Origin of the sequence: Streptomyces sp. NPDC002795 (assembly GCF_042888725.1) — a bacterium.
Taxonomy (GTDB): Bacteria; Actinomycetota; Actinomycetes; order Streptomycetales; family Streptomycetaceae; genus Streptomyces.
This window is the reverse complement of the sequence record NZ_JBIAQB010000003.1, coordinates 1-23,083: the sequence shown is the minus strand read 5'-3', so window position 1 is coordinate 23,083 and position 23,083 is coordinate 1. Positions and strand designations below refer to the sequence as shown.

21 protein-coding genes, 1 rRNA gene and 1 riboswitch are annotated in these 23,083 nt (G+C 69.3%); of the genes, 6 read left to right on the top strand and 16 right to left on the bottom strand.

Annotated elements, in window-relative coordinates; translation table 11 throughout:
- Positions 1–104 precede the first annotated feature (104 nt).
- Positions 105–650, bottom strand: coding sequence for a Clp protease N-terminal domain-containing protein (locus ACFYWS_RS09395; RefSeq protein ID WP_389271914.1), 546 nt, complete (start codon positions 648–650; stop codon positions 105–107).
- A 221-nt stretch (positions 651–871) separates the two neighbouring features.
- On the opposite strand from ACFYWS_RS09395, the gene ACFYWS_RS09390 reads away from it, so the two are divergent.
- Positions 872–1,300 carry an SRPBCC family protein gene (locus ACFYWS_RS09390; protein WP_389271911.1) on the top strand — a complete coding sequence of 143 codons (429 nt, stop codon included), beginning with the start codon at positions 872–874 and terminating at the stop codon, positions 1,298–1,300.
- A 125-nt stretch (positions 1,301–1,425) separates the two neighbouring features.
- On the opposite strand, the gene ACFYWS_RS09385 is transcribed toward ACFYWS_RS09390, so the two are convergent.
- Positions 1,426–2,052: a PadR family transcriptional regulator gene (locus ACFYWS_RS09385; RefSeq protein ID WP_389271908.1), complete on the bottom strand. Its 627-nt coding sequence runs from the start codon at positions 2,050–2,052 to the stop codon at positions 1,426–1,428.
- Positions 2,053–2,235: 183 nt separating this feature from the next.
- Between ACFYWS_RS09385 and ACFYWS_RS09380 the strand changes: the two genes are divergently transcribed.
- Positions 2,236–3,045, top strand: a complete 810-nt coding sequence (locus ACFYWS_RS09380) for a PhzF family phenazine biosynthesis protein (protein WP_389271905.1) — start codon at positions 2,236–2,238, stop codon at positions 3,043–3,045.
- 6 nt (positions 3,046–3,051) lie between these two features.
- Here ACFYWS_RS09380 and ACFYWS_RS09375 read toward each other — a convergent pair whose 3' ends face one another.
- Positions 3,052–3,831, bottom strand: coding sequence for a CPBP family intramembrane glutamic endopeptidase (locus ACFYWS_RS09375; RefSeq protein ID WP_389271902.1), 780 nt, complete (start codon positions 3,829–3,831; stop codon positions 3,052–3,054).
- A gap of 210 nt (positions 3,832–4,041) precedes the next feature.
- Between ACFYWS_RS09375 and ACFYWS_RS09370 the strand changes: the two genes are divergently transcribed.
- Positions 4,042–5,805, top strand: coding sequence for a substrate-binding and VWA domain-containing protein (locus ACFYWS_RS09370; protein WP_389271899.1), 1,764 nt, complete (start codon positions 4,042–4,044; stop codon positions 5,803–5,805).
- Positions 5,806–5,824: 19 nt separating this feature from the next.
- Here the strand turns inward: ACFYWS_RS09370 and ACFYWS_RS09365 are convergent, their stop codons facing one another.
- Positions 5,825–7,345, bottom strand: a complete 1,521-nt coding sequence (locus tag ACFYWS_RS09365) for a glutamate-cysteine ligase family protein (RefSeq protein WP_389271896.1) — start codon at positions 7,343–7,345, stop codon at positions 5,825–5,827.
- Positions 7,346–7,880: 535 nt separating this feature from the next.
- Between ACFYWS_RS09365 and ACFYWS_RS09360 the strand changes: the two genes are divergently transcribed.
- On the top strand, positions 7,881–8,471 hold the full coding sequence (locus tag ACFYWS_RS09360; RefSeq protein ID WP_389271893.1) for a hypothetical protein: 591 nt from the start codon (positions 7,881–7,883) through the stop codon (positions 8,469–8,471).
- 378 nt (positions 8,472–8,849) lie between these two features.
- Positions 8,850–9,050 (top strand): DUF5999 family protein, encoded by a 201-nt coding sequence (locus ACFYWS_RS09355; RefSeq protein ID WP_389271890.1) that lies wholly within the window; start codon positions 8,850–8,852, stop codon positions 9,048–9,050.
- A gap of 51 nt (positions 9,051–9,101) precedes the next feature.
- Here ACFYWS_RS09355 and gcvP read toward each other — a convergent pair whose 3' ends face one another.
- A complete protein-coding gene (gene gcvP, locus ACFYWS_RS09350) occupies positions 9,102–11,987 on the bottom strand; it encodes an aminomethyl-transferring glycine dehydrogenase (protein WP_389271887.1) in 2,886 nt (961 codons plus the stop codon).
- A 185-nt stretch (positions 11,988–12,172) separates the two neighbouring features.
- A riboswitch (glycine riboswitch) is annotated at positions 12,173–12,269 on the bottom strand.
- A gap of 123 nt (positions 12,270–12,392) precedes the next feature.
- Here gcvP and ACFYWS_RS09345 point away from each other — a divergent pair.
- Positions 12,393–12,767 carry a PRC-barrel domain-containing protein gene (locus ACFYWS_RS09345; protein WP_389271884.1) on the top strand — a complete coding sequence of 125 codons (375 nt, stop codon included), beginning with the start codon at positions 12,393–12,395 and terminating at the stop codon, positions 12,765–12,767.
- On the opposite strand, the gene ACFYWS_RS09340 is transcribed toward ACFYWS_RS09345, so the two are convergent.
- From ACFYWS_RS09340 to rrf, 11 genes are all read right to left on the bottom strand, one after another.
- On the bottom strand, positions 12,710–14,146 hold the full coding sequence (locus tag ACFYWS_RS09340) for a DNA polymerase IV (RefSeq protein ID WP_389271881.1): 1,437 nt from the start codon (positions 14,144–14,146) through the stop codon (positions 12,710–12,712). The two genes, ACFYWS_RS09345 and ACFYWS_RS09340, sit on opposite strands and share 58 nt — an antisense overlap.
- Positions 14,147–14,192: 46 nt before the next feature.
- A complete protein-coding gene (locus ACFYWS_RS09335; protein ID WP_389271878.1) occupies positions 14,193–14,813 on the bottom strand; it encodes a MerR family transcriptional regulator in 621 nt (206 codons plus the stop codon).
- A gap of 193 nt (positions 14,814–15,006) precedes the next feature.
- Positions 15,007–15,480, bottom strand: a complete 474-nt coding sequence (locus ACFYWS_RS09330; protein WP_005475662.1) for a bifunctional nuclease family protein — start codon at positions 15,478–15,480, stop codon at positions 15,007–15,009.
- An 86-nt stretch (positions 15,481–15,566) separates the two neighbouring features.
- Positions 15,567–16,295 (bottom strand): MerR family transcriptional regulator, encoded by a 729-nt coding sequence (locus ACFYWS_RS09325; RefSeq protein WP_389271874.1) that lies wholly within the window; start codon positions 16,293–16,295, stop codon positions 15,567–15,569.
- Between the two features lie 27 nt (positions 16,296–16,322).
- Positions 16,323–17,234: an FHA domain-containing protein gene (locus tag ACFYWS_RS09320; RefSeq protein ID WP_389274036.1), complete on the bottom strand. Its 912-nt coding sequence runs from the start codon at positions 17,232–17,234 to the stop codon at positions 16,323–16,325.
- A 122-nt stretch (positions 17,235–17,356) separates the two neighbouring features.
- Positions 17,357–18,301 (bottom strand): DUF881 domain-containing protein, encoded by a 945-nt coding sequence (locus tag ACFYWS_RS09315; protein WP_389271871.1) that lies wholly within the window; start codon positions 18,299–18,301, stop codon positions 17,357–17,359.
- Between the two features lie 5 nt (positions 18,302–18,306).
- Complete coding sequence (locus ACFYWS_RS09310) at positions 18,307–18,639, bottom strand: small basic family protein (RefSeq protein WP_266722032.1); 333 nt, start codon at positions 18,637–18,639, stop codon at positions 18,307–18,309.
- Entirely contained in the window at positions 18,636–19,541 is a 906-nt protein-coding gene (locus ACFYWS_RS09305) for a DUF881 domain-containing protein (protein WP_389271868.1), read from the bottom strand. The genes ACFYWS_RS09310 and ACFYWS_RS09305 overlap by 4 nt, the downstream gene beginning before the upstream one ends.
- 88 nt (positions 19,542–19,629) lie before the next feature.
- Complete coding sequence (locus ACFYWS_RS09300) at positions 19,630–22,125, bottom strand: sugar phosphate nucleotidyltransferase (RefSeq protein ID WP_389271865.1); 2,496 nt, start codon at positions 22,123–22,125, stop codon at positions 19,630–19,632.
- Between the two features lie 112 nt (positions 22,126–22,237).
- Entirely contained in the window at positions 22,238–22,846 is a 609-nt protein-coding gene (locus ACFYWS_RS09295) for a CDP-alcohol phosphatidyltransferase family protein (protein ID WP_389271862.1), read from the bottom strand.
- A 161-nt stretch (positions 22,847–23,007) separates the two neighbouring features.
- Positions 23,008–23,083: ribosomal RNA gene (gene rrf / locus ACFYWS_RS09290) — 5S ribosomal RNA — on the bottom strand; the annotation flags it as partial.

Here is a 23,083-nt window from a genome sequence, read left to right as displayed (position 1 = left end):
TGGACGCCGACCTCATGGGCGCCTTGCGCGGGGGCCGGTCGGGCCGCAGAGCCATCGGCGGCGCGCACGCGACCCGGTCGAACCGCAGGGTCTCGCGCGCGGTTTCAGTTGAGCCGCTGCCGCAGCCGCTCCACATCGACACCCGCCCGGCCGAGCACCTCGACCGCGCGGCATTCCACATCCGCCGCGAGCGCGGCCAGCACGTCGACGCCGCGCGCCCGCTCGTCACCGCGCGACGCGGCCCGCTGCACGCCCGCCTCCATCGCGGCGGCCGCGACGGGCGACCAGCCGGGGGCGGAGCGTACGAGGGGAACGGCGCCGGAGTCCTCCACCGAGCCCTGCCAGCGCAGCCCGTACCCGATGCTGCGCTGCACGAGGTAGCCGAGCAGCCGCGCCACCTGCGGGCCCTCCGGGAACGCGGCACGCACGTCGGGATCCGACTCGAGGAGGGAGTGCAGCAGGTGCGCGGTGTCGATCTGCCGGTCCCCGTCCCGGACCGCGCGCCGCCGGGCGCCCGCGACGACCGCCGCGAGCTCGTCGCTGAGCTGGGCGTCTACGGGTTCGTCGCTGGTGGGGCCGATCGCTCCGGCATCGGACGGGGTTGAGCTATGCACACTCCCCACCCCATCAGCGTGAACGCTTCGGAACATCCACGGCGAGGAGCATTCTCATGTCCGACACAAGTTGGGCACTGATCAAGAACATCTCCTCCTTACGGATGAGATCGAGCCACTCGTCCCCGAGGGGTCCGGAACGCCCCACCACAGAACTGACGGTTCATCAGTATTGAATGTTCGAGGCCAGGCGGCTACTTTCCGCGACGACGCGATATCGAAGCCCGTCACGGCTCTCGACTCAAAGGGGTGGCCACATGGCCGAAGTCAGCGCGGAAGCACGCATGGAAGCACCCGCGGAGAAGGTCTGGGCACAGCTCACCGACTTCTCTTCGTACGCGAAGTGGAACGCCACCCACACCGACTTCCCGAAGGGCGGGCCCGCCTCGCTGGAAGTGGGCGGACAGTTCGAGGAGAACATGAAGCTGATGGGCTTCCCCGCCGAGGTCACCTGGACCATCGAGGAGCTCGAGACCACCCGCACCTTCGCCATCAGGGGCAAGGGCCCCATGGGCGTGAACCTGTTCATGCACTACTCGCTCGCGCCGGACGGCGACGCGACCACGGCCCGCATCAGGGGCGAGTTCACCGGGGCGGCGGTCTCGCTGATGGCGGGCAAGCTCAAGGACTCCGCGACAGCCGCGCTCGACGAGTCACTGCGCAAGCTGAACGGGCTCGTGACCTGACCCTTCGTACACACCACCTACGTCTACGTACGTACTACGTACGTACGTACGCGAAGAGGCGCCCCGCACCTGTCGTACGGGACGCCTCTTCCGTGCTCTGTGGCCTGCCTGGGCCCGCACGGGACTCAGTCCTCGTCGGCGAGGATCAGGTACAGCTTCTTGCGCGCTTCATTGATGACGGCGATCGCCTTCTCGCGCTGCTCCTTGTCGCCGGTCTTCCAGACCTGGCCGAACGCCTCCATCATGCCGAAGCCGGCCGCCCGGATCTCGTTCATGGCCTCCCAGTCGACGCCGCGACCGGCCTCCTCCCAAGGGGCGTCGGGCCCCTCTTCGGCGGCGGTACGCCCGTCGTCGGTGAGCGAGAAGAGCTTCTTGCCGCCCTCGCTCGCGCTGACGATCAGGCCCTCGTCCTCGAGCAGCTGCAGCGTCGGGTAGACCGAGCCGGGGCTCGGCTTCCACGCGCCGCCGCTGCGCTCGGCGATCTCCTGGATCATCTCGTAGCCGTGCATCGGGCGGTCCTGCAGCAGGGCCAGGATCGAGGCGCGCACGTCACCGCGCCGCGCCCGTCCGCGCGGCCCGCCTCCGCGGCCGCCGCGCCCCCAGGGGCCGGGACCGCCGGGGCCGCCGAAGCCGGGCCCGAAGGGCCCGAACGCCGCACGCCGGCCCTCGAAGCCGCCGGGCTCGAATCCGCCCCTGCCGTGCTGGCCGGGGCCGAAGTTTCCATGTCCGTGTTCGTGTCCGTGGTGTCGCATGGGAATCAGTCCTTTCACAACTGATCGCGGGTTTCGTTGACCGCGATCATCAACCGATCGCGATGTCTCAACGATATGTCGGGACTGTTCGGATGGCAAGCCCCCGAGTGCTTCCAGAAAACAGGCCGCCCGCGTCGGATTGGCCTTGGCCGGTTGTCAGTGGGGGCAATTACCGTCTGTGGCATGCGTATTCGTATCGTCGACGCCTTCACCGACCGGCCCTTCGCCGGCAACCCCGCCGGCGTCCTGCTCCTGGACGCCTTCCCGGACGACGCCTGGCTGCAGAACGTCGCCCTTGAGGTCAATCACGCCGAGACCGCCTTCGCGCACCCGCTACCCGAGGGCGGGGACGCCGACTGGGCACTGCGCTGGTTCACACCCGCCACCGAGGTCGACATGTGCGGGCACGCGACCCTGGCCACCGCCCACGTACTGCACTCCACCGGGGTGACGCGCGGTCCCGTGCGGTTCGCGACGCGCAGCGGCGTGCTCGTGGCGACACCCGGCGAGGACGGTTCGCTGACCCTCGACTTTCCGACGGCGCCGCTCACCGAGGAGCCCGTTCCTGCGGGGCTCGTCGAGGCCCTGGGCGCCGGGCCGCTCTCCGTCCACGACACGGGCGCGTCCGTCGGCGACCTGGTGGTGGAGCTGGCCGACGAGAAGACCGTGCGGGCGCTCGATCCCGACCTCAAGGGCCTCGTGGGCCTCTCCCGGCGCGGCATCATCGCCACCGCCCGGGCCGAGGACCCCTCCCGGGGCTACGACTTCGTGTCTCGCTGCTTCTTCCCGGGCGTCGGTGTCGACGAGGATCCCGTGACCGGGAGCGCGCACACAGCGCTCGCGCCGTTCTGGGCGGCGCGTCTGGGCCGCGAGGAGCTGACCGGACTGCAGGCCTCCGCCCGCAGCGGTCTCGTACGCGTCGCCCTGCGCGGTGAGCGCACGCTCCTGACCGGCCGCGCGGTCACGACCATCGAGGGCGAGCTGCACGCGTGACCCGGGTTACGCGGTCGGCAGCCAGCCCACCTTGCCCGCCAGCACCGCGTATCCGACGAACGCCCCGATGTCCAACAGGGAATGGGCCACCACCAGTGGCCCGACCCGCCCCCACCGCCGGTACAGGAAGGCGAAGACGACACCCATCGCGAGGTTCCCGAAGAACCCGCCGATGCCCTGGTACAGGTGGTACGAGCCGCGCAGCACGGACGACGCGACCAGTGCCGCCCCCGGCGTCCACCCCAACTGCCCGAGCCTGCGCAGCAGATACCCGACGACGATGACCTCTTCCAGTACGGCGTTCTGCACCGCCGAGAGGATCAGCACCGGGTACTTCCACCACACGTCGGGCAGCGCCTCCGGCACCACGGTGAGGTTGAAGCCGAGGCCGCGTGCGGCGAGGTAGAAGGCGATGCCCGTGCTGCCGATGACGGCCGCGAGCGCGGCGCCCCGGCCCGTGTCGAACCACGGACGCTTCCGGTCGAAGCCGATCGTGCGCATCCCCTCGCCCTCCCTGAGCAGGAGGTGCGCGACGAGGACGACCGGCACGAGGGCGCTCGCGATGCCGAACAGCTGCCAGGCGAGGTCGAGCCATGGACGGCCGGGCGCCGCCGAGGCGTTCAGGGTCGCCGCCTGGTCCTTGAGGCCGCCGGGTTTCGTGACAGAGCCGACGAAACTGATGAGCGCGGACACACCGCTCGCACCCAACGAAAGCCCCAGAACGAGCAGCGTCTCGTCCCGCAAAAAGCGCCGTGAGAGCCGCCCTTCGGGAGAAGAACCGGGCATCGGCTCCGCCTCCACCTGCACACCTGCCTCCAGTTGAGTAATCCCGCCGCATCCGTCACAGCGCCCCGCTAGGGTCTCGAATGCGAGTACGAAGATCGCGTGCGACAGGCCGAGGGGGCCGAGGCGACGCAATTCGGCGCACCGCCCCCTCCACTGCTCCACCGCTTATACCGCAACTGCCTTTGTGGCTCAGGGAGGGGTTCCACCGCCATGGGACGTCACAGCAGCATGCCCGACGAGTACGGGACGGCCGCCGCCGCACCCCGTCCCCGCTCGCGCGGGCGCACCGTGGCCATCGCGACGGCGCTCGTCCTGGTCGTCGCGGCGGGCACGGCCGCGGTGGTCCGCCCCGAGCTGATCGGCCTCGGCGGCGGCTGCGAGGACGAGGTCCATCTCGACGTGGTCGCCTCGCCCGACGTGGCCACGGCGCTGCGCGAGGCCGCGGAGCACGCCCGCCGCGAGAAGCTCACCTCCGACGGCAACTGCCTCGACGTCGCCGTGACCGCGCGCGACGCGTACAAGGTCGCCGACACCCTGCGCGCGGGCAAGGGCGCGGCGGACTTCCAGGTCTGGGTGCCGGACTCGGACGTGTGGGTGCAGCGCGTCATCACGGGCACCGGCGACGCCGAGGTCACGCCGGCCGGCAACGTCGCCTCTTCACCGATCGGCGTGGGCATGGTGCCCGCAGCCGCGAAGTCCTTCGGCTGGCCGCGAAAGACGTACACGTGGGCCCAGTTGACGGGCGCCGCCATGCAGGACGACAAGCTGCGCCTGGGCGCCGCCGACCCCGCCCGCAGCGCCAGCGGACTGCTCGCGCTCACCAAGCTGGCGGCCACCTCCAAGAAGGGGGACGGCACACAGGCCGCCTCCATGGCCAAGAGCCTCTCGCAGCGCACGTCCGACAGCGACGCGCAGCTCATGGACACGGTGCCGCGCGACAACTCCGGGACCGAGCAGGGCAACCCGCGGCGCAACGAGGCGCTGATCCTGTCCGAGCAGGCCGCGTACGCGCACAACAGAGAGGCGGGCGAGGCGGGTTCGGTCGACCTCTTCTACCCGAAGGACGGCTCGCCCGCCCTCGACTACCCGTACTCGCTGGTCGGTGAGGACAGGCTGAGCACCGACGAGAGCCGGGCGGCCGGCCGCTTCATCACGCTGCTCGGCGCGCCCGAGGGCCGCTCGATCCTGGAGAGGCACGGCTTCCGCACGGACGGCGGCCGGTCCCCCGCGACGGTGGCCTCACGGGCCGGCGGCCGCTCCCCGCAGCCGTACGCGCGCGCGGCGGCCAAGGCGCCCACCGAGGAGCAGGTCGAGGAGACCCTCGGCATGTGGACGATCACGGTGCAGAGCGCCCGCATCACGACGGTCGTGGACGCGTCGGCCTCCATGGGGAACATCGTGCCCAGCCGCGGCGAGTCCCGCATGGAGGTGACGAAGGCGTCGATGCTGGCGGCCCTCTCCACGTTCACGCCGGAGGACGAGATCGGCCTGTGGGAGTTCGCCACGTTCCTCGACGGCGACCGCGACTACAAGAAGCTCGTGCCCACCGAACGCCTCGGCGACCACGTCGGTTCCGGCACCCGGCGCGACCGCCTGGCGGCCGCGTTCACCGCGCTCCAGCCGGTGCCCGGCGGGGCGACGGGCCTGTACGACACCACGCTCGCGGCCTACAAGGAGGCCACGTCCTCGTACAAGAGCGGCAGGTTCAACGCCGTCGTGGTGGTCACGGACGGCGTCAACGAGGATGAGGGGTCCATCTCCCGCGAGAGCCTCATCAAGAAGCTCGGCGACCTCACCGACCCCGACCACCCCGTCCCGCTGATCGTCATCGCCGTGGGGCCCGACACCGACAAGCGGGAGGTCGAGCAGGTCGCCGAGGCGACGGGCGGCTCGGGCCACCAGGTCAGCGACCCGGCGGACATCCAGCAGGTCATCCTGAAGGCCATCATCGAGGCGGGCGCCAAGGGCAACTGACCCGGTCCGCCAGGCACATTCAGCCCAGCGGAACGGTCGGCTCCGGCAGCCCGACCGGCCAGCTGTGCACCGGCTCGCCCCGGTGCATCAGCTCGCAGTACCGCCGCGTGGTCGCCGCGAGCGCCGCCTCCCTGGCCAACCCGCTCTCCAGCGCCCGGTGGTACGTCGCCGACTGCCACGCCGCACCGTTCATCCGCCGCCGGCACCGCTCCTCGATCACTCCCAGGTACAGGTCCCGGTCGGCCGGTTCCACGCCCCACGCGTCGAGCCCGGCCGCCGCGAGCGGCAACAGCTCGTCCCGTACGAGGTGCACGGCCGGCACCCGCTCCGTACCGCCGAACCGGCCCTTGCGCGGCCACTCCAGGCGCGCGTCGATGCCGTACCGGCAGGCGGTGTCGAAGTTGCGGGCGGCCGCGGCGAACGGGAGCCGCGACCACACCGGCCGGGACTCCTCGGCGAGGGCGCGTACGACGCCGTAGTAGAACGCGGTGTTGGCGATGACGTCCGTGACGGTGGGCCCCGCGGGCAGCACCCGGTTCTCGACACGCAGGTGCGGCACGCCGTCCGCGATGCCGTACACGGGGCGGTTCCAGCGGTACACCGTGCCGTTGTGGAGGACGAGTTCGGCGAGGCTCGGGGTGTCGCCCTTGGCGATGACGTCGAGCGGCTGCTCGTCGTCGAGGATCGGCAGCAGCGGCGGGAAATACTTCAGGTTCTCCTCGAAGAGGTCGTACGCGGAACCGATCCAGCGCTCCCCGAACCAGGTGCGCGGCCGCACGCCCTGCGCCGCGAGCTCCGGCGGCCGGGTGTCGGTGGACTGCTGGAACAGCGGTGGCCGCGACTCCTGCCACAGCTCGCGGCCGAACAGAAAGGGCGAGTTGGCGCCGAGCGCGATCTGCACGGCGGCCACCGCCTGCGCCGCGTTCCACACATCGGCGAACCGCCCCGGCGTCACCTGGAGGTGCAACTGCACGGACGTGCACGCGGCTTCGGGCGCTATCGAGGAGGACGTGCAGGTCAGCCGCTCCACGCCGGCGATGTCTAGCGCGAAGTCCTCGCCGCGCGCGGCCACGATCCGGTCGTTGAGCAGGGTGTAGCGGTCGACGTCCGACAGGTTCGCCGAGACCAGGTCGTCCGCGCTCAGCGTCGGCAGAATGCCGATCATCACGATGCCCGCGTCGACCTCGTTCGCCTTGCGGTGCGCATATCCGAGCCCCGTACGCAGTTCCTCTGCGAGCTGGTCGAGAACGCGGCCGCCGAGCCGGTGCGGGGCAATGTTCACTTCGAGATTGAACATCGCGAGTTCGGTCTGGAAATCGCGGCTCGCGATGCGCTCCAGAACTTCCGCATTCATCATTCTCGGCAGCCCGTCGGGCCCGGCGAGATTCAGCTCGATCTCCAGCCCCATGAGATTCTGCGGACGGTCGAAGCGCTTCTCGTCCAGCAGTCGCCCGAACCCCTCCAGGCACTCCTTGAGCTTCTCCCGATAGCGCCGCGGATCGGCCAGACCGACCGTCCCCGCAACGACCTTCTCCCCCATGGAAGCGTCCCTCCTCGCACGGGCGACCCGTTGATGCTCCGCTCCGGCCGCGTGTCACGGTGGATGATGCCCCGGCTATGTGATCCATAACGCCCCGCGCGCTTCCACGGAGCAGTACGCTCAAGGCGGTTACCCGCGGGCACATTCCTCAGGCATGCGGCCGCGCGCAGATTCCGTCGCGTGCGACCCTGGTGAAAAACGCCGACAAGAACACGCCGACCGCTCGGCCGAAAGACACCGAGGCCACGCACGACGACCCCGCCGAAAATGGGGAGGATAGCCACAAAACCCCATGGGAACCGCGCCCGAATAGCATCTTGCGAAATCCGGGCGGCATGCTAGCGGAAACACTCCGTGAACACGCATCGTATAAACTCCGCTGGCGAGACAGAGAGTTGGCGCCCGCGGCCCGGATTCGGACCGGACCCCCGCCCCCTCTGGCCCGTGTACCCCAGTGCACCCGCAGCAGACAGCGCCGTCCGCTCGTCCGCACCGCCCTCGCATCACATGCCTGTCGAATGAGAGGCGACCCACCATGCCGCTGCACGTCCCACCGGCTCCCCCGCCCGCCCTGCGCAGCGTCCTCACGGCCCTCGGTTCCCCCACCGCCGTCCGCGAGGCACGCACCCCGTCCCTGCGCGCCGCACAGGGGCCCGCGACTCCCGAACTCCCGCTGCCTCTCCATGTGTTGGACCACATCACCGAGATCACCGGGCCATCCAGGGCCCGCCTGACCGGCTGGCGCTTCCTGATCCGCTGCGGGGAGCGCGCGGTGGCCGCGGCCGACACCATGCTGACTCCGGACGGCTGGGCCTTCTCGCACTTCTTCGAGGGCCCCTACATCAGGTCCACCGAACGGGCCCTGCGCCAGGCAGAATCACTGCCCGGCTCCTATCAGCCTCGGCTGCTGTCGGTGCCCGAGCTCTACATGCTCACGCTGTGGCTGCACGGTGAGCGCGCCGCCGACCCGGCGAGCGGCCAACCGGCGGCCGACGACATCCTCGTCCCACTGGCCCCGGCCCCGCCCGGCATCGCCCCGCACCGCCCGCACCGGGTGGCCGAGCTCCTGCCGGTCCTCACGCACCGCCTGACACCGACCCCGGCCACCGCCGGCCTGCTCGCCTGACCGGCCGGGGCCCGCCGACGGCCCCTGTCGCACGTGCCTGTGCCCCGAGACCGTCCGCCGTCCGGTCGCGGGGCACCGCCCTGCCCGAGCGGACTAGCCCGTACCGACCACTCCTAACCACCCGAAGGGAGAGTCGAGTTGGACTGAACCGTCCGCACGGGTGATGCGTCTGACACCCATAAGGACCGCTGCAAGGAAATCCCTGCGGATTGACGCCCACAGGGCAACACTGGGTTCCAGAACTCACGAAATCGGGGGGCGGCCATGAACAAGCCTTCAAGCCGCAGCACGACGGGCACCGCCGGCACCACCGGCACCGCCCGTCCAGCAAGCACAGCCCACGTCATCGAGATCACTTCGCAGCGAAAGATCCCATCCATGTGCCAGCACCAGCCAGCCTGCCCGACAGCGGAATCCGAGGACAGGGAAGCCGCGCTCCCTGTGGCTCACCACCCCGAGCAGGGGTGGAGCCTCCTCTGCAACGGGGTCCTGCTCTTCGAGGACACCGGCGAGCTGCTGCCCAGTGGCAGGATCATCGCCCCGCACCGCCCGCTGAGCACGGTGGTGACGGCGGCGTAGGGATCCGCTGAGCAGGACTGCGCGACCGACGGCCGCGCAGTCCCGAGTGGATCAGCCCTCGTAGGCGTCGAGCGGCGGGCAGGAACACACCAGGTTCCGGTCGCCGAACGCCTGGTCGATACGCCGCACCGGCGGCCAGTACTTCTCCGAAGCGACCACCCCGGCCGGGAAGACACCTTCTTCCCGGCTGTACGCGTGCTCCCACTCGCCGCCGAGCATCCCGGCCGTGTGCGGAGCGTTCCGCAGCGGGTTGTCGTCGGCCGCCCACTCGCCGGTGGCGACCCGCTCGATCTCGCCGCGAATCGCGATCATCGCGTCGCAGAACCGGTCGAGTTCCCCGATGTCCTCGCTCTCGGTGGGCTCGATCATGAACGTCCCGGCGACCGGGAACGACATGGTCGGCGCGTGGAACCCGTAGTCGATGAGCCGCTTGGCGACGTCGTCGATGCTCACGCCCGTCGCCTTGCTGAGTGGCCGCAGGTCGATGATGCACTCGTGCGCGACGAGCCCGCCCGGACCGTTGTAGAGCACCGGGAAGTGCGGCTCGAGGCGCTTGGCGATGTAGTTCGCGGAGAGCACGGCCACCTGTGTCGCCCGCTTCAGCCCCTCGCCGCCCATGAGCCGCACGTACGCCCAGGAGATCGGCAGGATCCCGGCGGAGCCCCACGGCGCCGCGGAGATCGGGCCGACGCCCGTCTCGGGGCCCGCGGCCGGCTGCAGCGGGTGGTTCGGCAGGTACGGCGCGAGGTGCTCGCGCACACCCACCGGGCCGACGCCCGGACCGCCGCCGCCGTGCGGGATGCAGAACGTCTTGTGCAGGTTCAGGTGCGAGACGTCGCCACCGAAGCGGCCCGGCTTGGCGAGGCCCACCAGGGCGTTGAGGTTGGCGCCGTCGACGTAGACCTGACCGCCCGCGTCGTGCACGGCGGCGCAGATGTCGGCGACGTGCTCCTCGAACACACCGTGCGTCGACGGATACGTGATCATGAGGACGGAGAGCTGCTCGGCGTACTGCTCGATCTTGGCGCGCAGGTCCGCGATGTCGACCTCGCCGTCGTCGGCGGTCTTGACGACGACGACCTTCATACCGGCCATCACGGCGCTCGCGGCGTTCGTGCCGTGCGCGGAGGACGGGATGAGGCAGACGGTGCGCTGCTCGTCGCCGTTCGCGCGGTGGTAGCCGCGGACGGCGAGCAGGCCGGCGAGCTCGCCCTGCGAGCCGGCGTTCGGCTGCAGCGACACCTTGTCGTAGCCGGTGACCTCGGCGAGCCGCTCCTCCAGCTCACGGATGAGCGTCAGGTAGCCCTGCGCCTGCTCGGCGGGCGCGAAGGGGTGCAACTGGCCGAACTCGGGCCAGGTGACCGGCTCCATCTCCGTCGTCGCGTTGAGCTTCATCGTGCAGGAGCCCAGCGGGATCATGCCGCGGTCCAGCGCGTAGTCGCGGTCGGCGAGCGACCGCAGGTAGCGCAGCATCGCCGTCTCGGAGCGGTACTGGTGGAAGACGGGGTGCGTCAGGTAGTCGTCCTCGCGCAGCAGCCCGCCCGGCAGCGTGTCCGCCGCCTCGGCGTCCAGGGCCTCGACGTCCGCGTCTACCCCGAACGCGCTCCACACGGCGCCCAGTTGGGCCCGCGTGGTGGTCTCGTCACAGGCGAGCGAGACGTGATCGGCATCCACGAGGCGCAGGTTGACGCCGCCCTCGCGCGCCGCGGAGACGATCTCGGCGGCCTTGCCCGGCACGCGCACGGTGAGGGTGTCGAAGTACGCGCCGTGCACGACCTCGACGCCGCCCGCGGTGAGCCCCGCGGCGAGCAGGGTGGCATAGCGGTGGGTGCGCCGCGCGATCGACTTGAGGCCCTCGGGCCCGTGGTACACGGCGTACATGCCGGCCATGACGGCGAGCAGCACCTGCGCGGTACAGATGTTGCTGGTCGCCTTCTCGCGACGGATGTGCTGCTCACGGGTCTGCAGGGCGAGCCGGTACGCCTTGTTCCCGTCGGCGTCGACGGAGACACCGACCAGGCGGCCCGGCAGCGAGCGCGCGAACCTCTCGCGCACGGCCATGTATCCGGCGTGCGGACCACCGAATCCCATCGGCACGCCGAAGCGCTGCGTCGTCCCGATGGCGATGTCCGCGCCGAGGTCACCGGGCGAGGTCAGCAACGTAAGAGCAAGAAGATCAGCGGCAACGGTCACCACGGCGCCCAGCTCGTGCGCCTGGTCGATCACGGGCTTGATGTCCCGCACGACGCCCGAGGCGCCGGGGTACTGCACGAGGACACCCACGACGCCGCGCTCGGCGACCTCGGCGGGGATGCCCTCGCTCAGGTCCGCGACGACGATCTCGACGCCGGTCGGCTCGGCACGCGTCTCGATGACGGCGATGGTCTGCGGCAGGGCGTCGGCGTCGACGACGTACACGCCGTTCTTGACCTTGCCGACGCGGCGCGACAGGGCCATCGCCTCGGCGGCGGCCGTGCCCTCGTCGAGCAGCGAGGAGCCCGAGGTGGGCAGGCCGGTCAGCTCGGCGACCATGGTCTGGAAGTTGAGCAGCGCCTCGAGGCGGCCCTGCGAGATCTCCGGCTGGTAGGGCGTGTACGCCGTGTACCAGGACGGGTTCTCCATCACGTTGCGCAGGATGACGGGCGGCGTGAACGTCCCGTAGTAGCCGAGGCCGATCATCGAGCCGAGCACCTGGTTGCGCTCGGCGAGCGACTTCAGCTCGGCGAGCACCTCGGCCTCGCTGCGGGCGGCCGGAAGGTCGAGCGCCTCGGCACTCTTGATCACATCGGGCACCGCGGCCGCGGTCAGCTCGTCCAGCGAGCCGTAGCCGACCTGCGCGAGCATCTTGGCCTGAGCGGCGTCATCGGGGCCGATGTGGCGCTGCTCGAAGGGGATTCCTCGCTCCAGCTGGGAGAGCGGAATACGGTTGGCTGTCATTGCGGAGGCCTCCTGGTCATTGCGACCTACGAGGGGCACCACGGCGCGGGTACCCGGACGGCCTCCCCCTCTGTCATCACAACCTGAGAGCTTCACCGGCCCACCCCGCGAAAACACGGAACGCACCGGCTTGCACCGTCGGTGAGAGCGGACACCGTGCACCCCGCTCTGCTTTCCAGAGTGACCTCGTCCGTGCGGTACGTGGGCCTGAGAGATTCCGGGGAGGATTTGCTCCTTCGGCGCCTTCCGACGACTGTCGGAGGACTCTCCCGCACGGGGTCAGCAGCCGTCTGCCAGCCTACCAGCGGCTACTTGCCCAGAGCCCCCGAGTGGCCGCCTTCCGTAATGTGCTCTTTCGTAGTGATGACAGACCAGTTGCGATCATCGCGATCAGTTGGAGGGCCCGTGCAGACCGACGTCGATCCGCGCAATCTGATCGGCCGCAAGGCGTTCGACCGCAACGGGGCCAAGGTCGGCACCATCGACGAGGTCTACCTGGACGACGCCACGGGCGTGCCGCAGTGGGCCGCGATACGAACCGGCCTGTTCAGCCGCGATGCCTTCGTCCCGCTCGAGCCCAGCGACTTCACGGACGGCACGCTGCACGTGCCCTTCGAACGCTCCCTGATCAAGGACGCCCCCGACTTCGGCGTGGGCCGCCATCTCTCCCCGGAGCAGGAACTCCAGCTCTACCACCACTACGGTCTGGACATCACGGCTCCTCAGTCGACCGACGTCACGTTCGGCAAGGTCGCCGGTTCGGAGGACGACCCGACCTGAGCCTCTTCGGCTCCTTCGACAAGCGGCAGCGGGTCCGCCGGCTCCAGCTCCGGGTCATCGACCCGGAACGTCCGCACCCGCCCCGGCACGTCCGCGTACGGCGTCTCGAACCGCACGGTCACCCGCCCGAGCCCGCTCCCCTGCACCCACCCGTGCCCGAACTCGGCATGCCGCACATCGTGTCCGGCCAGCCACTTCCGCTCCACGGGTATCGGCTCGGGCTCGGCCGCCTCCACGGACTCGACCGACCCCGGGCCCCCCTCCAGCTCCTCGGCGGCGGCCTCCTCCGCGGCAGCTTCCTCGGCTGCCGCGAACTGCGCGAACAGGTCCTCCTGCGTGAAGTCGGCGAGCCCGCTGACACCGACCCCCAGCAACCGCACGCCACCGGTCGTGTCCACGCTCTCCAGCAACCGCGCCGCGGCCTCCCGCACCACCCCAGGATCGTCCGTCGGCCCCCGCAGCGTCTCGGAGCGCGTCAGCGTCGAGAAGTCGTACCGCCGCACCTTGAGCACCACGGTCCGCCCCGAGCGCTCGGCCGCTCTCAGCCGCTCCACGCACCGGCCGGCGAGCCTGCGCACCTCCATCCGGACCCGCACCCGGTCATGGATGTCCACGTCGTACGTGTCCTCCACCGATACGGACTTGGAATCCCGCTCGGCGACGACGGGCCGCTCGTCACGAGCCAGCGCCATCTCGTACAGATGGCTCCCGTGCGCCTTCCCGAGGAGGCGCACCAGCTCGTCCTCGCCGGCCCCCGCGATCTCCTCCACGGTCTGAATCCCGGCCCGCCGCAGATGATCCGCCGTCGCGGGCCCTACGCCGGGCAGGATCCGCACGGACCGCGGCCCGAGCAGCGCGCGCTCGGTACCGGGGCGTATGAGCACGAGCCCGTCCGGCTTCGCCTCCTCCGAGCCGATCTTCGCGAGCATCTTGGACGCGGCGAGCCCCACGGACCCGGTCAGACCGGTCACGCGCCGGATGTCGGCCCGCAGCCGCCACCCCACGGCCTCCGCCGAAGCGGCGTCCCAGGCCGCCTCACCGGCCTCCAGATCGACGAACGCCTCGTCCAGGCTCAACGGCTCCACGAGCGGCGACAGGGCGCCGAGGAGCCCCATCACCTGCTCGCTGATCTCCCGGTAGAGCCGGAAGCGCGGCACCAGATAGGCGGCATGCGGGGCGAGCCTGCGCGCCTGCCCCATCGGCATCGCCGAGTGCACCCCGAACTTCCGCGCCTCGTACGACGCCGTGGCCACGACACCGCGCGGACCGAGCCCGCCCACGACGACCGCTTTCCCGCGCAGGCTCGGCTTCGCCGCCTGCTCCGCAGAGGCGTAGAAGGCATCCATGTCGAGATGCAGGATCGTGGGCGCGGTTCTCACATCACCGATGCTGCCCTACGCCACTGACAACGCGGCCGTACGGACCTCACACGGCCTTGCCGCGCCGCCTCGCGAGCTCGTCCGTGGGGTTCGGCGGCACGATCGTCTCGCCGGTGTCCACGCGCTCACCGTGCAACTGCGAGAGCGCGGCCTCCACGTCCCGCCAGACCACGCCCACGGCGATCCCGAAGACCCCCTGGCCGCCCTGGAGCAGATCGTGCACCTCGTCCGGCGACGTGCACTCGTACACGGTCGCGCCGTCGCTCATGAGCGTCATCCGCTCCAGGTCCCGGAAGCCGCTCTCGCGCAGATGCTGCACGGCCGTCCGGATGTTCTGCAACGAGACGCCCGTGTCCAGGAACCGCTTGACGACCTTGAGGACGACGACGTCCCGGAAGCTGTAGAGCCGCTGCGTCCCCGATCCGTACGCGGAGCGCACACTGGGTTCGACAAGGCCGGTCCTGGCCCAGTAGTCGAGCTGCCGGTAGGTGATGCCGGCCGCCGCACATGCCGTCGGCCCCCGGTATCCCAGCTGCTCGGAAGCGGCCGAGCCGCTCTCCCCCGCCACCGCAGGCACGGCCTGCGGGCGCTGCGGAGTGTGATCGGCCGCGCTGCCGTGAAACAGGTACGGACCGCCCGTCGCCGTACCGTCGCCGCTGCTTCTCACGCCGACCTCCTCATTGACCTGCCTTGTCGACGGTAGGCAGTCACAGGGGGTGCGTCAACGAACGCCACACTAGGCACGCCGAGTGATAATCACCCTAAGAGTGGTTTCCCGTGACCCACCGCCGGGAAAGGCTAGCCGAATGTCCCGAGGGCGCCGCCGCTCGACGGCCGGGGCCCGGCCGTCGGCCGGGCGGTCACTGACTGTTGGTGCCGAAGTCCTCGGGAGAGATCTGGTCGAGGAACTCGCGGAACTTCTCCACCTCGTCCTCCTGCTCGTCGGGGATCGCGATCCCCGCGTCATCCAGGACCCCGTCACTGCCGAAGATCGGCGTACCGGTGCGCAGCGCCAGGGCTATGGCGTCCGACGGGCGGGCACTGACCTCGACCCCGCTCGCGAACACCAGCTCCGCGTAGAAGACGCCTTCGCGCAGGTCCGTGATGCGCACTTCCGTGAGCTCCTGGCCGACCGCCTCAAGGACATCCTTGAAAAGGTCGTGCGTCAGCGGACGCGCGGGCGCCATGCCCTGCTGGGCGAAGGCGATCGCGGTCGCCTCCCCCGGTCCGATCCAGATGGGGAGGTACCGGTCGCCTCCCACTTCACGCAGGAGCACGATCGGCTGGTTGGAGGGCATTTCGACCCGGACACCTACGACGTCGAGCTCGTTCACACAGCAACCCTAGGACGTGCCCGGTCGGTTTGGGTAGTCGGGGATCCACCGAGGACCGGGCCATCGGTGCTCACCCGCGCCCACGATCAGGGCAGACGCACCCCAAGAGCGGTCTGCACAAGTGCCGAGTGCAGCTTCACCGTGAGTCCGGCCAGCTCCTTGGCACGGGCCTCGGCATGCGCCCGGGTCTGCGGGTTGCGGTGCACCTTCAACGGGGCCACCACCTGGTCCACCAGGCCGGCCTCACGGTCCGCGGCCGCCCGCATCACCCGCAGGTGCCGCGGCCCGATCCCGAACCGGGCCAGCTCGCCGATGAGCTCGGCGACCGACACGGCGGAGGCGTCGTAGCCACCGTCAGGCAGGGGCGTGAGGAGCCCGTACGACTCCCATTCGTCGAGCTCGTGCTCCTCGACGCCGACGGCGGCCAGCAATTCGTCCCGGCCGATCCGCGCGGCCGTCGGCACGTCGATGCCGTCCTCCGCGTCGCCGGGGCGTCCCGGCGAGGGCACGGTGAGCGTCTCACCGGGCTCCAGGGCGTCGAGCTGCTCCTTGATGACCTTCAGCGGCAGGTAGTGGTCCCGCTGCATGCGCAGGACATGGGCGAGCCGCTCCACGTCGTCCGGGCTGAACTTCCGGTAGCCCGACGGCGTGCGCCGGGGCTCGACGAGACCTTCGGACTCCAGAAACCTGATTTTGGAGATGGTGACTTCGGGAAACTCTTCTCGGAGCACGTTCAGTACGGTGCCGATGCTCGTCAGCCGACTGTCCGTGGTGGCGGTACCCCCTGGGGCACCGCCACTCGTCGTGTGCAGCATGGACCTTCCTGAAGGGTCGCGGACGGTTCAGATACCGCGCTGGCTCGCGTAGAACACCAGCCGGTACTTGCCGATCTGCACCTCGTCCCCGTTGTTCATCGTCACCGAGTCGATGCGCTCACGGTTCACATACGTGCCGTTGAGGCTGCCGACGTCGGCGACGGTGAACGAGCCGTCCTGCAGGCGACGGAATTCCACGTGACGGCGCGACACGGTCACGTCGTCCAGGAAGATGTCACTCTGCGGATGCCGCCCCGCGGTGGTCAGCTCGCCGTCCAGGAGGAAGCGGCTTCCCGAGTTCGGACCGCGCCGCACCACCAGGAGCGCCGAGCCCAGCGGCAGCGCGTCGACCGCCGCCTGCGCCTCGGGCGAGAGGGCCGGAAGCTGCGTCTGCCCCGTGGCCTCCGGGTCGTAGGACTCGAGGCCGGAGATGGAGATCGTGGACGTCGTCTCGGACGGCCCCTCCGGCGTCGCGCCGCTGCGCAGCGGCGCACCGCAGTTGGAGCAGAACCGGCTGTTCTCCCCGTTCTGGTTTCCGCACCTCGTACACACCAGGGCCGACATGGACGGATCCTCCTGCCGCGGCTGCCCCGCGGGGGCGTGGGACGCGTACGGGTCGGGGGAAAACCCTCCACCCGTACTTGAGGTTGACGGTTCTCCGAAACCTATGCGGCCGGAACCGGCAGGGTCAACAGACGACGCGCCCTGTCCGCCCGAATTGTCTCCGGCGACCTGGTCCCGGAACAGCGGGCGCTCACCCACCTGCGTCTCCGGCGTGTCTCCTTGCCGCGGCGCGCGATGACGGGCGTCCTCACGCGCACTCTTGCCGAACAACTTCGCAAACAACTTCACGGGCGATTCCCCTTGACCGAAACAGACCCGCCCGTGGGGCAGGACGAACCCTGACTGCACACATCGGCGTACATCGCGTACATCAATGACACGGACACCCTCACAACGTCCGTATCCGCCAAACAGTTTCCACCACGCGCACCACCCTTGCTGCGGCGACCCCCCGCAACCTCATGCCCTCGCACGGTATCCACCATGCACCCCCGGCTTCACTCCGAGGACGACCGAGCGTAATCAGGCCGTTGCGCCGATCGCAAGGCATCCACAACGATCTTGTTCGAGCGGCTCACGGCCACCGTGGCCTGCTCCTTCTCCAGCGTCTGCACCACACCCCCGGGGATGTTCAGGGCCGGCTCCAGGTCCTGCGGCTTGCCGATGACCTTGAACCGGTAGGGGCGGCTGATCTCGTGCCCGTCCACGCTGATCCCCTTCCCGCCACTGCCGTCCGTCAGATACGTGTTGGCCACGACGCGGACATCGTTCACCTGGATCGCCTCCGCGCCGGCGGCTCGCAGCTCCTGGACCGCGTCGAGCAGCATGTCCGCCTCCACGGCCCCCTTCGTGTCGGTGACGGTCATGGTGATCCCGGGACCCTGCGCGGCCGTCGTGCCCGCCAGAATGCCGAGCTGCTTCTGCTTCTCGGCCGTCTGCTTGCGGGCCTCGTTGGCCTGGTCCGAACTGTTCTCCAGCTCGGTGCGCTGGTCCACGAGACCTTGCTTCTCATCCTCAAGACGCTGAGTTCGATCATCCAGTTCATCGAGAATGCGAACGAGATCTTCCTGACGCGCACCGCGCAGGGCGCTGTTGTCGCTGGTGGACCGCACCTGAATGGCGAGCCCGAGCCCTAGGACGAACAGCAGCACAGCCATGATGAGCTGGGCACGCGACGCGCGCGGCGGCCACAGACCCTTCACGAGCCGCTGCCGCCCGGTCAGTTCGGGCTCGACCGAGTCCGGACCGGCCTCCGGGCGGACATCCGTGTCGGCCGGCTCCGGTTCGGGCACCTCGGGTTCAGCCGCTCGGCTCTCCGTAGGGGCCTCCGGGGGCAGCTCCTTGGGCAGTTCTTTGCGCAACTGGTCGGCCTCGCCGTCCGGTTGCCCGTTCCGCGCGTTCTCGCGGTTCTCTGCGTTCTCTTCGTTCTCGTTCTGACTCATCGGCCTCACGCCCGGAACACATGCCGCCGGATCGCGGCCGCGTTGGAGAAGATGCGGATGCCGAGCACCACGACGACACCGGTCGACAGCTGCGCGCCGACGCCCAACTTGTCGCCCAGGAAGACGATCAGCGCGGCCACGACGACGTTTGACAGGAACGAGACGACGAACACCTTGTCGTCGAAGATCCCGTCCAACATGGCGCGCAGCGCCCCGAACACCGCGTCCAGCGCCGCGACGACGGCGATGGGAAGGTAAGGCTCGACGACCGCCGGAACCTCGGGCCGGACGAAAAGACCGACCACGACTCCCACGACGAGGCCCAGTACGGCGATCACGATGTGCCCTTCTGCTCTGCTCTCGGCTGTGCTGTACGTACGATCACGCTGGGGGCGGCAGGAAGCTCGATGTCGTCCTGAACCGAAATGCTGGTCCTGACCCCGAAGTTCTCCTGCAGCGCATGCAGGTAGAGACCGTCGGGGCTGTTCTGGAACCGGGTGCTCAGCCGTTGCCCGTCCCCCACCGCGAGCACCGTGTACGGCGGCACCAGCGGCTTGTTGTCGACCAGTATCGCGTCACCCGCGGCCCTGATCGCGGACAGCGAGGTGAGGCGCTGACCATTGATGCTGATGGCCTCGGCGCCGGACTGCCAGAGGCCGTTCATGACGCGCTGCATGTCCCGGTCGCGTACGCGGCCGGTGTCGGAGAAGCCGTTGCTCTCGCGCGGACCGCTCCCGTCGCCCGTGGTGGCCGACTTGGCGTCGTCGACCACGAGCTTCACACCGGGTCCGTGCACGGGGACGGCGCCGGAGAGCACTCCGGCCAACTCCCCCTGCTCGCCACCGTGCTTCTTCAACGCCTCGCGCTGCATCTCCCCCACGCGCCCGCGCAGCGAGTCGACCTGCCCCTCCAGCTTGTCGGCGGACTCGGTCTCCTGGTCGATGCGGTCGATGAGCTCCTCGCGCTCCTTGGCCACCACCGGCGCGGCGACCCGGGCCTGCGCCGCACCCACCGTCACCACGAGCGCGGCGAGCACAAGTCCCGCCGCAAGACCCAGCTTCGCCCGCAACGTCTTCGGCAAACCGCTCTGCCCCAGCGCCTCTTTGCGCGCGGTGGCCTCCGCGTACCCGTCGTCCAGGCTGTGATCCATGACGTTGTTCAGCAGCGACATGGAGGCATCGGGGCGCGAGGGGCGCTCTGGGGTGCTCCGTTTGGGGGGCTGCTGCGGCATGCCGCACATCGTCCCACGTCGTGGCCACTGCCACCCAACGACCCCACTGCCCTGCTGCCCGACGCCCGAAAGAGGCGTCGAGCAGCAGGGATCCGGGTCAGCGCCCGGCGCTGTCCACGACCGCCGACCATTCGTCGAGCAGTTGCTGGGCCGAAGCGTCGTCCGGTCCTTCGGCCCACAGATGGGTGACCGCTTCGGCCGGGTCGGGCAGCACCATCACCCAACGCCCGTCGGCCTCCACGACCCGCACTCCGTCGGTCGTGTCCACGGACCGCTCGCCCGCCTCCTCCACGACGCGACGCATGACGAGGCCCTTGACGGCCCAAGGCGTCGCCAGATCCCGCTTCAGCACATGCGCCCGCGGAATCCGCGCGCCGATCTGGCTGAGGGTCAACTGCGTACGGGCGACGAGCCCGATGAGCCGCACGAAAGCCGCGGCCCCGTCGAAGACGCTGCTGAACTCGGGCACGATGAATCCGGCCCGCCCGTCCCCACCGAAGATCGTCCCGTCCTCACGCCCCACGCGCGTCAGGTCGTCGGGCGACGTGGTCGTCCACTCGACCTGCGTCCCGTGATACGCGGCGACCTGCTCGGCGATACGAGTCGTGGTCACGGGCAGCGCCACCCGCCCGCTCCTGCGCTCCGCGGCGACAAGATCGAGCATCACGAGCAACGCCCGGTCGTCCTCGACGATCCGCCCCTTCTCATCGACCAGCGAAAGCCGCTCGCCGACCGGATCGAACCGCACCCCGAACGCGGCCCGCGCCGACGCCACGATCTCCCCCAGCCGTACGAGCCCGGACCGGCGAGCGTCCGCCGTCTCCGTGGGCCGCGACTCGTCGAGCCCGGGATTGATCGTCAGGGAGTCGACACCGAGCCGTCCGAGAAGGCTGGGCAGCACGAGCCCGGCGCTCCCGTTCGACGCGTCGACGACCACCTTCAGCCCGGCCTCCGCGACCCCCGTCGTGTCGACATTCCGCAGCAGGGACCCGGTGTACGAGTCGAAGACACTCGACGGGAAGTGCAGATCGCCGATCTCCCCGGGGAACGCCCTGCGGTACTCCTGCCGCGCGTACACCCGGTCCAGCTTGCGCTGGCTGCCCTGCGAAAGATCCGCTCCGCGCTCGTCGAAGAACATGATGTCGACGGAGTCCGGAACCCCTGGCGTCGTACGGATCATGATCCCGCCGGCGCTGCCCCGCGCCGTCTGCTGCCGCGCCACCGGCAGCGGCACGTTCTCCAGGTCCCGTACATCCATGGCGCTGGTCTGCAACGCTGAGATGACGGCCCGCTTGAGCGCACGCGCACCGCGGGAGTGGTCACGCGCGGTCGTGACGGTCGATCCCTTCTTGAGCGTCGTCGCGTACGCCCCCGCGAGCCGCACGGCCAGCTCGGGCGTGATCTCGACGTTCAGGATCCCTGAGACGCCCCGCGCCCCGAACAGATGGGCCTGCCCGCGCGACTCCCAGATGACCGACGTATTGACGAAGGCACCGGCCTCGACGGTCTTGAACGGATAGACCCGCACATTGCCCTGGACGATCGATTCCTCACCGACGAGGCACTCATCACCGATGACGGCGCCGTCCTCGATCCGCGCGGCCCGCATGATGTCGGTGTTCTTGCCGACCACGCAGCCCCGCAGATTGCAGTGCCGCCCGATGTAGACGTTGTCGTGCACGACGGCCTTGTGCAGGAAGGCGCCGCTCTTCACGACGACGTTCGAACCGATGACCGTGTGCTCCCGGATCTCCACATCCGCTTCGATCTTGGCGTAGTCGCCGATGTAGAGCGGCCCACGCAGCACAGCGTCAGGGTGCACCTCCGCGCCTTCGGCCACCCACACACCGGGAGAGATCTCGAACCCGTCGAGCTCGACGTCGACCTTTCTTTCGAGGACATCGGCCTGGGCCTTCACATAGCTCTCGTGTGTACCGACGTCCTCCCAGTAGCCCTCGGCCACGTAGCCGTAGATGGGCTTGCCTTCCTTCATCAGCTGCGGGAAGACATCTCCGGACCAGTCCACCGGGACATCGGCCTCGACGTAGTCGAAGACTTCGGGCTCCATCACGTAGATGCCCGTATTCACCGTGTCCGAGAAGACCTGCCCCCAGGTCGGCTTCTCGAGGAAGCGCTCGACCTTCCCTTCCTCGTCGACGATGGTGATTCCGAATTCCAGGGGATTGGGCACACGCGTCAGACAGACGGTGACGAGCGCACCCTTCGCCTTGTGGAATTCGATGAGTTCGGTGAGGTCGAAATCGGTGAGGGCATCACCGGAGATGACAAGGAAAGCGTCGTCCTTCAGCGCTTCCTCAGCGTTCTTCACGCTGCCGGCAGTGCCGAGTGGCTTCTCCTCGTTGGCATAGGTGAGCTCCATTCCCAGCTCTTCACCGTCACCGAAGTAGTTCCTGACGAGTGAAGCCAAGAACTGCACGGTGACCACGGTCTCGCTGAGCCCATGCCGCTTGAGCAGCCTGAGCACATGCTCCATGATCGGCCGGTTGGCCACCGGCAGGAGCGGCTTGGGCATACTCGAGGTCATGGGGCGAAGGCGTGTGCCTTCGCCTCCGGCCATCACGACGGCCTTCATGTCGGAAGCGTCCTCCTTGAAGAGACGACGGTCTAGCCGACTTCACCCGCCCGGAATGGCCCGCACTTGTCACGGCGGGCCATCTGGCCTCTGCCAACATGCAATGGCGAGTTCAATCGGCCTTGGCGTCCGCCCGGACAAGCCGGCGGACTTGAACCACGTAGAGGATCCCTGCCCACCAGTACAGCGTCGTACCCCATCCGGCGAACGCCCATCCGAAAATAGCAGCGAGTTCGTGGATCCAGCCCGTTCCGTCACTGAGAAGCAGCAAGGGGAACGCGTACATCAGGTTGAAGGTCGCTGCCTTCCCCAGGAAGTTCACCTGGGGCGGCGGATAGCCGTGACGCCTGAGGATCCCCACCATCACCAGAAGAAGCAGTTCACGCGCCAATAGTACGGAGGTCAACCAAATGGGCAGAATGTCACGCCAGGTCAAACCCACCAACGTGGACAAAATGTAGAGTCGGTCAGCGGCCGGGTCGAGCAGCCGACCAAGGCTGCTGATCTGATTCCAGCGCCGCGCCAGCTTCCCGTCGAGATAGTCGCTGACGCCGCTGAGAGCCAGCACGAGCAGCGCCCAGCCGTCACTCTTGGGGCCCCCGAACTCAGGGCGCAGGATGAGCCACAGGAAGAGGGGCACGCCGACGAGACGCGCCATGCTGAGGATGTTCGGGATGGTGAGGACCCTGTCCGTCTGAACACGGGTCTCCTGGACCTCCACCCGGGGGCCTCCTGTGGGGAACGAACCAACGATGCCCCCTGACTTTACCCTCAGTGTCGGGAGGCCTGAGCTACGGGGGCGTCGTACCGCGGTAGACGGCAACGCCCCCAAACACAGAAAAGCCCGGACCGTAACCCGGCCCGGGCTTTTCTATAAAATTAGTTCGGCGGCGTCCTACTCTCCCACAGGGTCCCCCCTGCAGTACCATCGGCGCTATGAGGCTTAGCTTCCGGGTTC